This is a genomic window from Micromonospora sp. CPCC 205546, assembly GCF_036902715.1.
Lineage (GTDB): Bacteria > Actinomycetota > Actinomycetes > Mycobacteriales > Micromonosporaceae > Micromonospora.
Genome location: NZ_JBAKHL010000029.1, coordinates 25,417 through 37,536, shown reverse-complemented (window position 1 = coordinate 37,536; position 12,120 = coordinate 25,417). Strand labels below are relative to the sequence as shown.

The 12,120-nt window shown below is 74.1% G+C and carries 11 protein-coding genes and 1 riboswitch; of the genes, 10 read left to right on the top strand and 1 reads right to left on the bottom strand.

What is annotated here, in order from left to right; genetic code table 11:
• Positions 1 to 109: 109 nt before the first annotated feature.
• From V6U77_RS15990 to V6U77_RS15955, 8 genes are all read left to right on the top strand, one after another.
• Positions 110 to 235 carry a hypothetical protein gene (locus V6U77_RS15990; protein ID WP_334607121.1) on the top strand — a complete coding sequence of 42 codons (126 nt, stop codon included), beginning with the start codon at positions 110 to 112 and terminating at the stop codon, positions 233 to 235.
• Between the two features lie 2 nt (positions 236 to 237).
• Positions 238 to 1,098, top strand: coding sequence for a peptidoglycan-binding domain-containing protein (locus tag V6U77_RS15985; protein ID WP_334607120.1), 861 nt, complete (start codon positions 238 to 240; stop codon positions 1,096 to 1,098).
• Positions 1,099 to 1,235: 137 nt separating this feature from the next.
• Positions 1,236 to 4,475 (top strand): hypothetical protein, encoded by a 3,240-nt coding sequence (locus V6U77_RS15980; RefSeq protein ID WP_334607119.1) that lies wholly within the window; start codon positions 1,236 to 1,238, stop codon positions 4,473 to 4,475.
• Between the two features lie 198 nt (positions 4,476 to 4,673).
• Positions 4,674 to 5,366 (top strand): RraA family protein, encoded by a 693-nt coding sequence (locus tag V6U77_RS15975; protein ID WP_334607118.1) that lies wholly within the window; start codon positions 4,674 to 4,676, stop codon positions 5,364 to 5,366.
• Positions 5,367 to 5,501: 135 nt separating this feature from the next.
• Positions 5,502 to 5,613: riboswitch (SAM riboswitch) on the top strand.
• A 32-nt stretch (positions 5,614 to 5,645) separates the two neighbouring features.
• Positions 5,646 to 5,777 carry a hypothetical protein gene (locus V6U77_RS15970; RefSeq protein WP_334607117.1) on the top strand — a complete coding sequence of 44 codons (132 nt, stop codon included), beginning with the start codon at positions 5,646 to 5,648 and terminating at the stop codon, positions 5,775 to 5,777.
• A gap of 109 nt (positions 5,778 to 5,886) precedes the next feature.
• Positions 5,887 to 6,741, top strand: coding sequence for an ABC transporter substrate-binding protein (locus V6U77_RS15965; RefSeq protein WP_334607116.1), 855 nt, complete (start codon positions 5,887 to 5,889; stop codon positions 6,739 to 6,741).
• A gap of 41 nt (positions 6,742 to 6,782) precedes the next feature.
• Positions 6,783 to 7,559, top strand: coding sequence for an amino acid ABC transporter permease (locus V6U77_RS15960; RefSeq protein WP_334607115.1), 777 nt, complete (start codon positions 6,783 to 6,785; stop codon positions 7,557 to 7,559).
• 2 nt (positions 7,560 to 7,561) lie between these two features.
• Entirely contained in the window at positions 7,562 to 8,299 is a 738-nt protein-coding gene (locus V6U77_RS15955) for an amino acid ABC transporter ATP-binding protein (protein ID WP_334607148.1), read from the top strand.
• Positions 8,300 to 8,432: 133 nt separating this feature from the next.
• Here V6U77_RS15955 and V6U77_RS15950 read toward each other — a convergent pair whose 3' ends face one another.
• Positions 8,433 to 9,170: a phosphotransferase family protein gene (locus V6U77_RS15950; RefSeq protein ID WP_334607114.1), complete on the bottom strand. Its 738-nt coding sequence runs from the start codon at positions 9,168 to 9,170 to the stop codon at positions 8,433 to 8,435.
• A gap of 191 nt (positions 9,171 to 9,361) precedes the next feature.
• On the opposite strand from V6U77_RS15950, the gene V6U77_RS15945 reads away from it, so the two are divergent.
• Both V6U77_RS15945 and V6U77_RS15940 read left to right on the top strand, forming a co-directional pair.
• Entirely contained in the window at positions 9,362 to 9,775 is a 414-nt protein-coding gene (locus tag V6U77_RS15945; protein ID WP_334607113.1) for a VOC family protein, read from the top strand.
• Between the two features lie 188 nt (positions 9,776 to 9,963).
• Entirely contained in the window at positions 9,964 to 12,111 is a 2,148-nt protein-coding gene (locus V6U77_RS15940; RefSeq protein ID WP_334607112.1) for an amylo-alpha-1,6-glucosidase, read from the top strand.
• The last annotated feature ends 9 nt before the right edge of the window (positions 12,112 to 12,120 follow it).

Genomic DNA, 12,120 nt, shown 5'->3' with positions numbered 1-12,120 from the left:
CGGCGACCTGCGGCCACGCCCGTGCCGCACACAGCGACGCGCGACCTGGCCGGGCCGGGCCGCAACGGTCCGGCCGGCGGGGTGACGTTTCAGAGGAGGGGGACCGCTGATGGACACCGCCAGCATCGACGCCGAGTACCTGGTGGCCACGTTCGAGGAGGACGACGACCCGGAGCAGCTGATCGGCGACGCCGTCGACTACGACCTGCTCGCCGCACTGGAAGAGAGGGAGTGACGATGGGCGTGCACCTGGCCCCGACACTCCGCGTGCTGCGCGAGGAGATCAACACCCGCTGGCCGCACCGGGACAGGGCCTCCGACGGCTGGATCGGCGACGCGGCCCACCAGTCCCGCAAGTCCGACCACAACCCAGACGCCGACGACCGCTCGGTCAACGCGGCGGACTTCGACATCGACGGCATCGATCCGCTGCTGGTCGTCCGGCACTGCATCGAGCACCCGTCCACCCAGTACGTGATCTACAACCGGCTGATCTGGAGCCGTACCCGCGGCTTCCGGGCCGCGCGCTACACCGGGTCCAACCCGCACACCAAGCACCTGCACGTCAGCGTCAGCCACTCCCGCACCCTGGAGGACAGCCTGCGCCCGTGGGGGATCGCCACGGCACGGGCCGCCAAGCTCGGCGACCGGGTCCTGCGGGTGGGCTGCAAGGGCAGCGACGTGCGGGAGCTGCAGACCCTCGCCAACCGGCTGGGCGCCCGCCTCACCGCCGACGGGGTGTTCGGGCCGAGGACCACCGCGTGGATCCGGTCCTTCCAGAAGTCGAAGACGCTCGCCGTCGACGCGGTCGTCGGACCGAGGACCCTGGCCGCTCTCCGCGTGGCCACCAGGCCACCGGCGCCGCAGCCGGCTGGCCGGGCCCCGGGGTCACGGACCGTGCGCGCCGGCAGCACCGGCGAGGACGTGGCGTACGTCAAGCGTTTCGTCGGCGCGCGGCGGTGCGGACCGCCGGGCGCCCGCTTCGACGCGAGGACCGCGGCGGGGGTGCGCTGGTACCAACGGATGCGCGGGCTCACCGACGACGGCATCGTCGGCCGGCTCACCTGGGCCGAGATGGGCGTACGCGTCACCTACTAGTCGGTGCGGGTGGTGGGCCGGGTGCGCCCCCGGTCCCCCGCCCGCACCGAACCGCCCCGAAGAGCCGGGGCGCGCGATCGATGACCGGAATTGTCGACGGTGTGGCGGGGGTGCCACGCCCGGTGGGGCGGGAGTCCATGACCCATAGCTTGAGCGAAGAGGGCGTACGCGGGGCCGTCCTGGCGACCGTGGGTACCCGGCGGCCGACCCCGGTGGCCGTCACCCAGAGCCCGACCAGCCGCGTGCCGCACGACCTGTTGCTCGCGGCGCTGCTCGACGCCGTGGACGACCTCGTCGGGTACGCGCCCGAACTACAGCCGGCGCGCCGCCGGCTGTGGGCCATGCTGAACCCGGCGGCCGGCGCGGTAGCGCCCACCGCCCGGGCGATGGCGCGACGGGTCCGGGGCGTGGAGATGGCCTGGGCGGTGACCGTGGCGCTCGGCCCGACCCTGCGCCAGCTGGCCGACCTCGCCCGGCCCGGGCAGTACCTGCCTCCGTTCGAGGGACGGTTGCGCGGCAACCTGCACAAGGCCCGCCAGGCGTACTGCGCCGCGATCACCGAGGCGCTCGACGCCGAGCCGCCGTACCGGATCGAGGCCCTGCAGAACGAGGGCGACCGGCTGTTCAGGGTGTTCTCCGACGACATGCCACTGCTCTACCTGCACGACCGCAAGGGCCTGGAGGCCGTCGTCGGGCAGCTCGCCGACCAGGTCACCGACCTCGTCGCCCTGCGGGCGCAACGGCAGGACGACGCCCTGCCCCAGCGGGACGCGGACGCCGAGACGGGCGTCGGCATGACCGCCCCCGGGCAGGAGTGGTTCCTGCGCCGCCGCCTGCTGGCCGACCTTCAGGCGGTACGTGCCTATCCCTTCCACGACTACCTGCAGCCGTACCTGCGGTTCAGCCAGAAACTGCGCACCATCAGCCTTGCGGTGCAGATCCTGGCCACCCGGGAACGGCTGTCCTGGCTCGCCGACCAACCGGTGCTGCCCAGCGCGGCGACGGAACGGGTGGACGGGTACGTCGTCGAACTCGCGGCGGCCCTCACCCACGCCGAGCAGAGCATCCTGCTGCACAAGCAGGGCACGTTCGTCGAGGCGGCGGAGCGGCACCGGCTCGCCGTCGCGGTGCTGGCCGCCGTCACGGGCCGACCCGAGTTCCAGGAGGACCTCGACGACATCGCCGACACCGTCGAACTCCAGCAGACCGTCAAGGCGATCACGGCCGGGGTCGCGATCGGTGTCGCCACAGCGATCACGGCCGGGGCGGCCGGCGCCGCCGCCGGCGCGGTGCTGGAGTCCGTCATCGGCAGCGGCACGGTGCTCGGCTCGATCGCCGTCTCGGCGGGCGTGGTCGCCACCCGGCTGATGTGGGAGACACTCGTCGCCCGTGGCGCGTCCGAGCTGCTCCTGGGGCCGGACGCCATCACCGCGACGTCGTTCCAGGAGGACCTCGCGTGGCAGGCGCTGCAGGCCGCCGTCGTCCGCGTCGTGCTCTGCGGCTCCGCGGACATCTTCAAGGCCGTCGCCCGCTCCGGCGACCGGGCGGAGCAGGTCGCCCGGCTCGTCGTCGAGCAGATCACCACCTTCGGCTTCGGCGAGGCGCAGCACCTGATCCGCACCGGGGAGCTGCGCAGCCTGCGGGACAGCGTGGTGGCCGCGCTGCAGCAGGCCGCCACCACCGGCGCCGTCATGGTCGGCGGGCTGATGGCGAGGTCGTTCGTCGACCGGCTCGGCACGGCCCGGGGGGCGCTCACCGCCGACGGCGAGCAGCGGCTGCAGGAGTTGGAGGTCGAGCGCGCGGCGGTCGCCCAGGACTTCGAGGCCGTGCGCAACGGCACGGCCGGTCCGGAACAGTTCCGGGCGTGGGCGGGCCGCGCGGCGCAGGCGTGGAACGGGTTGGTCGCCCTCGTCGACGGGCTGCCACCCGGAGCCGAACGCGACGCGGCGCTACTCCGGCTCACCGCGGCCAAGGGCGAGATCGAGCTGCGCCTCGCCGAGGCCGGCATCAGCGCCTCGCTGACCTGGCCGGACGCCGTACCGACCTTCGAGGGCCTGCTGCCGGGCCTGGTGGCCGTCAGCGACGACGGCCGGCCAGTGCTCGACGCCGCCTACCCGCCCGCCACCCGGCAACCCACCGACCTGCCCGACGCCGTGCTCGTGTCCGGCTCCGGCGGGCGGCGCCTGCTCCTGCTGCCCGAGGGCGACCTGCCGGTGCGGGCGACGGCGCCGGAGCGGCTGGTCCACGTGCCCGAGGCGGGCATGCGCCCCGGGCCGTCACCCGAGCCGGTGGTGCTGCCCGGAGCCGCGACCGTGGGCCTGGATCGCCTGCAGGCCGCTCTCGGCCCCGACAAGGTGGCCAAGATCCTCGCGCAGGCGGCCAAGGGGCGGGAGTCGTTCCTGCGCCTGCTCGCGCACCCGGACCTGGCCGGCGTCGGCGCCGTCCAGTCCCGGTCCACCGCCCTGTACGGGCTCGCGTCGCATCCCGCGTCGGTCGCGTTCGGGCGGCAGTGGGGTCCGCTGCTCGTGCTGCGGCTGCGCAAGCGGCTCGGCACGGCGCAGATCGACGACGGGCTCGGCCGGGCCGGCACCCTGCTGGCGGAGGCCCAGGCGGGTGACCGTCCGGCGCTCGTCGCCCGGCTGATGTCGCTGACCAGCCAGCAGCTACGCCGGGAACTGGCGCTCGCTCCCCCGCTGCGCCCGCCCCGTCAGCGGATCACGCCGGAGAACCTGGGCGTCGACCGGGCGCACCCGAGCTGGCGCGTCCTCGCCGACGAGGTGGACCGGGACTTCCCCGCGCTCACCCCGGAGCAGCGCCGGGCGATGACCGACTGCCTGCAGGTCATCGAGGTCGCCGAGGCCGGCGAGTTCGACGCGTACCGACCGCAGACCAGGATCGCGCTCGTCGACTCGTTCGAGAGGATGCTGGTCGACGGCCAGCTCCGGGTGCCGGAGCTGACCATCGTCGCCAACCGCATGCGCGGGCGGCTCGCCGAGCACGTCTTCCTCGGCCCGCTGCCCGTCCTGCAGCAGACGATGTGGTTCCTCGGCGAACGGGTCCACACCTGGCTGACCGGCCGGTCCAATTTGGATGGTCACTGGACGGCCGGCGACGTGCCGGGGTTCCTGGAGCTGAAGTCCGACGACATCCACCTGCAGACCGCCGCGCAGCAGCAGGCGACGGCCCGGCAGTACCTGCGCGACGCGCTCGGGGACTTCGAGAACATCCCGGCCGGCTCGCGGTACCACCTCTGGTTCATCCGCGACCCGGGGCCGGACGGACGGCAGCGGATGCTCGACATCCTCCTGCCGGCGGGCGGCCGGATCGCGGGGGTGCACTTCGGGCCGGAGCCGCCGCCGGGGGTGCCGCAGCGGTAGGAAGGCACCGTTGGCCCGGGCGGTGGCCGGAGGCGGGGCGGCGGATCCGGTCGGGGTCCGTCGCCGCCGCCGCGAAGGGCTCCGCCGCCTCGCCGGTGGCCGCCAGCGGGCCAGCGGGTCCGGATTGGACCTGGCGACCGCGCGGGCCGGCGTTCCTACGATGACGGTCCGCGCATCGGACACCGCCGGGAGGACGTCATGCGGGAGCGCTTCGCCGAGCTGTCCACGCCGCTGCTCGCCGACGCCTGCGTACGCCTCGGCCTGCCCCCGCGCGCGGCGCCGGCCGGGATCCGGGCGGTCGTCGCCGGTCACCGCCTGGTGGGCCGGGTGCTGCCGGTGCGCCACCACGGCAGCGTCGACGTGTTCCTGGAGGCGTTCGCGAACGCCGCCGAAGGCGACGTCCTCGTCATCGACAACGGCGGACGGGCCGACGAGGCGTGCGTCGGGGACCTGGCGGTGCTGGAGGGCGTGGCGGCCGGGATCGCCGGCCTCGTCGTCTGGGGCCTGCACCGCGACACCCCGGAGCTGGTGGAGATCGGCCTGCCCGTCTTCAGCTACGGCAGCCTGCCGGCGGGGCCGGCCCGGCTCGACCCACGGGAGCCGGAGACGCTCACCAGCGCCCGCGTCGGGCCGCACCTGGTGACCGCCGACGACCTCGTGGTCGCCGACGACGACGGGGTGCTGTTCCTGCCCGCCGCGCGGGCCCCGGAGCTGTTCGCGGCGGCGGAGCGCATCGGGACCGTCGAGCGGGTCCAGGCGCGGCGCATCCGCGCCGGGGAGACGCTGCGGGAGCAGACGGCCTTCGCCGACTACCTCGCCCGCCGCGCCGCCGAGCCCGGGCTCACCTTCCGGCAGCACCTGCGCCGCGTCGGCGGGGCGATCGAGGAGTGACCGGGGACCTCCCGGGGCGGACGGGGCGGGTGCCGGGGCGGGGACGGACGCGCCGCCGGCGGGGCGGCGGGGGCGCGTGAGGGTGGTCATAGCGGCTGGACGGCGCAGCGTGACCGGCTGCTAGCCTCGTCGGCAGGTCATGAGCGCCAGCGTCAAGCCCCGGCTCGCTGGCCGGCAACCCTCGTCCGCGCAGGGGTGCCCCGGGTGAAGACCAGGCACCGGAGCGGCTCCGGTGCAAGCGCGGCCTGGTTCCCAGGTCGACACCGACCGAGGAGAGCCATGTCCCTGCGCAGCTTCGCCCCACCGGCGGTTCCCGCCGTGGCACCGACGTCGCCGGCGCTGACCCGGCGCCGCCACATCGACACGATGCGGGTCTGCGCCACCTCCTGTCGCCCCGGCGACGCGCGCTAGGCGCGCCACCCCCTTCTTCCCGGAACCATCCCAGCGGTACGCCCTCCGGGCGCACCGTCGGCGACGCACGCCCGTGCCCGTCGCCGGAGACACCTCATCGGAGACACCTGTGCGCATCCTCTCGTCCCTCACCCGGGCCGCCGCCCTCGGCGTGGCCGCCGTTCTCGCCGCCACCACCCTGACCGCCTGCGGCGACGACGCGGCCGGCGCGGCCGACGACCCGTACGGCCTGCTCCAGCCGGGCGTGCTGCGCGCCGGCACGCTCACCGACGCCCCGCCGAACGTCTACCTCAAGGACGGAAAGTTCATCGGCTTCGACAACGACCTGCTCGTCGCGGTCGCGGCGAAGGTCGGCCTGAGGGTGGAGTTCGTCGGCACCGACTTCTCCGCCCTGCTCTCCCAGGTCGACAACCGCAAGTTCGACGTCGGCAGCTCCTCGATCACGATCACCGAGGCGCGCAGGAAGACCGTCGACTTCGGCAACGGCTACGACTTCGGCCACTTCGGACTCGACGTGCCGGCCGGCTCGTCGATCACCGGCTTCGACCAGCTCGCCGGCAAGCGGGTGGTGGTCGTGCAGGGCACCGTCCAGGACGACTACGCCACCGGCGAGGGGCTCGACCCGGTCCGGGTGCCCGACTACAACGGCGCGATCAACCAGCTCAAGGCCGGCACGGCCGACGCCTGGATCGCCCCGGCCGAGATCGGCGACTCCTCGGCCGCCGGCAGCGGCGGCAAGATCACCGTGGCGGCCAAGCTGCTCAGCCCGGCCCCCACGGCGTACGCGTTCGCCAGGGGCAACGACAAGTTGCGCGAGGCGCTCGACAAGGGCCTCGACGAGGTGATCGCCGACGGCACCTGGAGCCGCCTGCAGGCCCGGTACTACCCGGGCCGCCCGATCCCGGCCGACTTCACGCCGGGCAGCGGCACGGTACCGGTGCCGTCGGCGTCGGCGGCCTCCTGACGACGTAGCGACGACGAGCGAGCGGGGCGGTGGGAGCGACGATGGATCCGTTGCGCACCCTGTGGGAGACCTTCTTCGACGCCGACTCCATGCGCGAGGCGTTGCCCGAGATGCTGACGGTGGGGCTGCCCAACACGCTGATCCTGGCGATCTCCGCCGCCCTGCTCGGCTCGGTGCTGGGCATGGCGCTGGCCGTGGCGGGCATCTCGCGTACCCGATGGTTGCGGTGGCCGGCGCGGGTCTACACCGACGTGTTCCGCGGCCTGCCCGCCGCGGCGACGATCCTGCTCATCGGGGTCGGCCTGGCGCCGCTGGGGATGCGGGTGTGGGGGCCCAACCCGTATCCCCTGGGCATCCTGGCGCTGTCGCTGATCGCGGCGGCCTACATCGGCGAGATCTTCCGCTCCGGCATCCAGTCGGTGGAGGCGGCGCAGTTGGAGGGGGCCCGGGCGCTGGGCCTGTCCTGGGGCGAGGCGATGCGCCTGGTGATCGTCCCGCAGGGGATCCGGCGGGTCCTGCCGGCGTGGGTGAACCAGCTCATCGCGCTGATCAAGGACTCCAGCCTGGTCTACTTCCTCGGCCTGCTGGCCAGTCAGCGGGAGCTGTTCCGGATCGGCCAGGACTACGCGGCCAACACCGGCAACCAGTCGGCGCTGCTGCTGGCCGGGCTGTGCTACCTGACGCTGACGGTCCCACTGACGCACGCCGTCAACTGGATCGACCGGCGGCTGCGGCACGGCCGGCAGCCCACCCCCGGTGACGCCGACGACGACCTCGACCTGGCGCTGCCGGGCGCGGCGGGAGGGAACCAGCGATGAGCATCGACACCACGACCCCGGTGAGCCTGAGCGTCCGCGACGTGCACCTCGCCTTCGGTGCGAACCGGGTGCTGCGCGGCGTGGACCTGGCCGTGGCGCGCGGCGCGACGGCCTGCGTGATCGGCCCGTCCGGGTCGGGCAAGTCCACCCTGCTGCGGACGATCAACCGGCTCGTCGAGCCCGACCGCGGCGACGTGCTGCTGGACGGGCGCAGCGTGCGGGGCGACGACCCCGACGCCCTGCGGCAGCGGATCGGCATGGTCTTCCAGCAGTTCAACCTCTTCCCGCACATGAGCGTGCTGCGCAACGTCACCCTCGCGCTGCGCCGGATCCGCAAGCTCGGTGAGGACGAGGCGGTGGCCGTCGCCCGCGAGCACCTGGAGCTGGTGGGGCTCGCGGCCAAGGCCGAAGCCCGCCCGGCGCACCTGTCCGGCGGGCAGCAGCAGCGGGTCGCGATCGCCCGCGCGCTGGCGTTGCGCCCGCAGGTGATGCTCTTCGACGAGGCGACCTCCGCCCTGGATCCGGAGCTGGTGAAGGGCGTGCTCGGGCTGATGGCCGAGTTGTCCGCCGGCGGCATGACGATGGTGGTGGTCACCCACGAGATGGGTTTCGCCCGCGAGGTCGCCGACACCGTCGCGTTCATGGACCGCGGGGTGGTGCTGGAGGCCGGCGAGCCGGCCGCGATCTTCGAGCGGGCGGAGCACCCCCGGCTGCGCCGCTTCCTCTCGCAGGTGCTCTAGCGGCTGACGACGGTTCGACTCGGCCCGGTCCCTCGCTGGAGACCGCCCAGCCGGGCGACCCCGCCCAGAAACCGCCCGGCGCGGGGTCGTCGGGAACCCTCACGGTGATCTGCCCGAGCCGCGTCGCCATGCGCTAGACCCCGGCGGCGCGAGCGGGGTACGCCTCGTCCGCACACGTCGGCCAGCTCCTCAGCTCCCCGGTGAGCTGTTCGAGGTACTCGGGCGGCCCGGCTTCGGCGAACCACAGCCACAGTTCGGCGGCGTGAATCGTCGACCAGGCCCGGACCACGGCCGGGTCGGCTCCGTACTCCTCGACGAGGACGTCGAAGGACCGGGGGTCCTTTCGCGCCGCGCCCCAGGCTGCCCGCGCCAGTTCTCTGAGCGGGTCGCCCAGGTGGGCCGCTTCCCAGTCGACGACCGCCGTGATGTCGCCGTTCACGGCGAGGAGGTTTCCGTCGGTCCAGTCGCCGTGACAGAACACCGCGCGACCGGCCGGTGGAACGGCGAACGGAAGCGGGGGGCCTCCGGCGTCGCGATAGCGGCGGACGATCAGCGCATCGTCCGGCGCAGCCGGCAGCCCGTCAGGTGGCTCCAGCTCGTGGAGCCGGCGCAGCAGTGTCGCCGAGGCACGGAGCCCGTCGAGTCGCACGTCGGCGTCGTTGCTGTCCAGTCGCTCACCCGGCATGAGCGACATGAGGATCGCGCCCGGGCTCACCTCGACCAGTTCGGGGGCCGGGATGCCCGTGTCGGCGAGCGCCCGTAGGGCGAGCACCTCCGTGTCGTGGCGGGAGGGTTCGGTCATCCGCTTCTCGACCAGGCGGCGCCCCCGGCGCTCCACCAGCCGGACGTGACCGACCGCTCCCTGCCGCATCCCGCCATCCTGCCAGGGCCGCTCGACGAAGGCCCCGGGCCGCCCCGTACACCGGCCGTTGCGCCGCGGGCCACCGTCGCCGGCCCGTGCGGGCGGACCGCACCGGCGGGCCGGCGAAACGCGGCCGTACCTCACCCCCACCGGGCCGCTGATCTGCGACGATGGGCCCGTCACGATCGGAGGAGGATGCGGTGGCGTCTCGACTCAACCCGTACTTCAGCTTCCCGGGCAACGCACGGGAGGCGATGGAGTTCTACCAGCGTGTGTTCGGCGGTTCGCTGGCGATGGACACCTTCGGCTCGATGGGCACCGACGATCCCGCGCTCGCCGACAAGATCATGCACGCGATGCTGGAGACCGACCGGGGCTTCACCCTGATGGGCTCGGACACCCCGCCGGGGATGGAACACGAGCCCGGCACCAACGTCTCCGTGAGCCTCAGCGGCGACGATGCCGACGACCTGCGCGGCTACTGGGCGAAGCTCACCGACGGCGGCACGGTGAGCATGCCGATGGAGAAGCAGATGTGGGGCGACGAGTTCGGCATGTGCGTCGACCGCTACGGCATCGGCTGGATGGTGAACATCAGCCAGCCGCAGGGCTGACGAGGGTGTAGCGCCAACGGGAGCGGGTAGGGACCGCTGTCCGACGGGTCCGGGCGCCACCACGGCGGTGCGCCCCGACCCGCAGCCGCCGGCCAGGGGGTGCACCCGATGCTGTCGACGCTTGCGCACCCGCAGGTCCGGCCTCCCGCCGGGTGCGTCCGCCCCGGCGCGAGCGCACCCCGACCGCGATGACCCGGGTCCGCGAGCTGCGCGTCCGCCCGGACCTGCTCTACGTGGCGAGCGGCTGGAGCACCCTCGTCACCGACGTGCGGGGCCGGATCGCCGGCGCCGATCCCCAGGGCTTCTTCGCCCGCAACACCCGGGTGCTCAGCACCGAACGCCTCAGCGTGGACGGCCGCGAACCGGTCCCGTTCAGCACCGCCAACGTCGCCGGACACGCCCAGCTCTCCTACGCCGCCCTCGGCGACGGCGAGACGCTGCCCTCCCGCGCGGCCTACCTCATGGTGGAGCGCTTCGTCGGCGAGGGGCTGCGTACCCGGCTGACCGTGGTCAGCTACGCGGCCGTGCCGCTGGACCTGCGGCTGGGGATCCACCTCGCCGCCGACTTCGCCGACACCAGCGAGGCCGAGACCGGCCGCCGGGTGCAGTCCGGCACGGTCGACGCGAGCTGGGACGAGCGGGAACGGGAACTCCGCCTGACCTACCGGTGCGACGGCCTCGACCGGGCGGTGGCGATCGGCGTACGGGCCGACACGCCCGTCCGGTACGCCGACGGCGGCCTGACGGTCGACGTCACGGTGCCACCCGGGGAGTCCCGTCGGGTGGAACTGCTCGTCGAGCCCGTCTTCGACGGCCAGCGCCTCGCCGCGCCGCCGCCGACCTTCGCCGAGCCGGGCGACCGCGCCGCGCGCGCCCGCGGCACCCTGGCCGCCGAGCTGGCGCGTCTGACCAGCAGCAACTTCGACGTCACCGCCGCCTGGCGGTGCGCGGTCGACGACCTCTGCGTGCTGCCGCTGGGGGAACCGCAGGGCCCGACCGCGCCCATGGCCGGCCTGCCGATCTACCAGGAGATCTTCGGACGCGACACGATGACCGCGTCGTGGCAGGCCCTGCTCGCCGGGCCCACGATGCTGGCCGACAGTCTGCGGCTCAACGCCCACCACCTGGGGCGGCGCATCGACGACTGGCGCGACGAGGAACCCGGCAAGCCGCTGCACGAGGCCCGGCGGGGACCGGTGTCCGCGCTCGGGCTCGACCCCTTCGCCGGCTACCACGGCGACTGGTCCACCGCGCCGGACTTCCTGATCTTCCTCGGCCAGTACCTGGCCTGGACCGGGGACCTCGACACGGTACGGGAGCTGCTGCCGACCGCGCGGCGTGTCCTGGGCTGGATCGACCGGTACGGCGACCTCGACCGGGACGGCTTCCTCGAATACCATCGCCGGTCCCCGGCCGGGCTGAAGAACCAGGGCTGGAAGGACTCCGACACCGCCATCGTCGACGAGCACGGCGAGGTGGTGCCGAACCCGATCGCGACCAGCGAGTTGCAGGCTTACTGGTACGCCGCGCTGCGGCACGCCGGCGTGGTGTTCGCCGCGACCGGTCACCCCGCCGTCGGCGCCGGGCTGGTCCGCCGGGCCGCCGCCCTGCGACGCCGCTTCCACCGGGCCTACTGGATGCCGGAGCGGAACTGCTACGCGCTGGCGCTGGGCCCCGACAACCGGCAGGTGCGCTCGGTCAACTCCAACGACGGTCACCTGCTGGCCACCGGGATCGTGCCCGCCCGCCTCGCGCCGCTGGTCGCCGACCGGCTGCTCGCCCCCGACATGTTCAGCGGTTGGGGCGTGCGCACCCTCTCCTCGGCGCACCCGGCGTACAACCCGTTCAGCTACCACCGGGGCAGCGTCTGGCCGGTCGAGGCCGGCACGATCGGCCTGGGCCTGGCCCGGTACGGCTGCTGGGAGCACCTGCACCGGCTCGCGGAGGGGATGTTCTCCGCGGCGGCGCTCTTCACCGAGCACCGCCTGCCGGAGGTGCTCAGCGGACTGCCCCGCGACGCAGCCCATCCGCACCCCGGCGTCTACCCGGACTCCTGTTCCCCGCAGGCATGGTCCGCCAGCGCCGTCGTCGCGCTGGTCCAGGCGCTGCTGGCGCTGCGCCCGGTCGCGCCGCTGCGGACGATCTTCGTCGACCCGCACCTGCCGCGGTGGCTGCCGGACCTCGTGCTGGAGGGGGTGCGCGTCGGCGACCGGACCGTCGACCTGACCGTCCGGCGTGGCCGCGGCGGACGCACCTCGCTGCGCGCCCGTGGCGACCGGATCGCGGTGATCCGCCGGCCCACGCTCCAGGCGTCGACGACCCGTCACCGGCTCTGACCGGTGGCC

Excerpts from the sequence above, each read along its gene's own strand:
- V6U77_RS15990 (WP_334607121.1), top strand. The coding sequence starts at position 110 with ATGGACACCGCCAGCATCGACGCCGAGTACCTGGTGGCCACGTTCGAG.
- V6U77_RS15985 (WP_334607120.1), top strand. The coding sequence starts at position 238 with ATGGGCGTGCACCTGGCCCCGACACTCCGCGTGCTGCGCGAGGAGATC.
- V6U77_RS15980 (WP_334607119.1), top strand. The coding sequence starts at position 1,236 with ATGACCCATAGCTTGAGCGAAGAGGGCGTACGCGGGGCCGTCCTGGCG.
- V6U77_RS15975 (WP_334607118.1), top strand. The coding sequence starts at position 4,674 with ATGCGGGAGCGCTTCGCCGAGCTGTCCACGCCGCTGCTCGCCGACGCC.
- V6U77_RS15970 (WP_334607117.1), top strand. The coding sequence starts at position 5,646 with ATGTCCCTGCGCAGCTTCGCCCCACCGGCGGTTCCCGCCGTGGCACCG.
- V6U77_RS15960 (WP_334607115.1), top strand. The coding sequence starts at position 6,783 with ATGGATCCGTTGCGCACCCTGTGGGAGACCTTCTTCGACGCCGACTCC.
- V6U77_RS15950 (WP_334607114.1), bottom strand. The coding sequence starts at position 9,170 with ATGCGGCAGGGAGCGGTCGGTCACGTCCGGCTGGTGGAGCGCCGGGGG.
- V6U77_RS15940 (WP_334607112.1), top strand. The coding sequence starts at position 9,964 with ATGACCCGGGTCCGCGAGCTGCGCGTCCGCCCGGACCTGCTCTACGTG.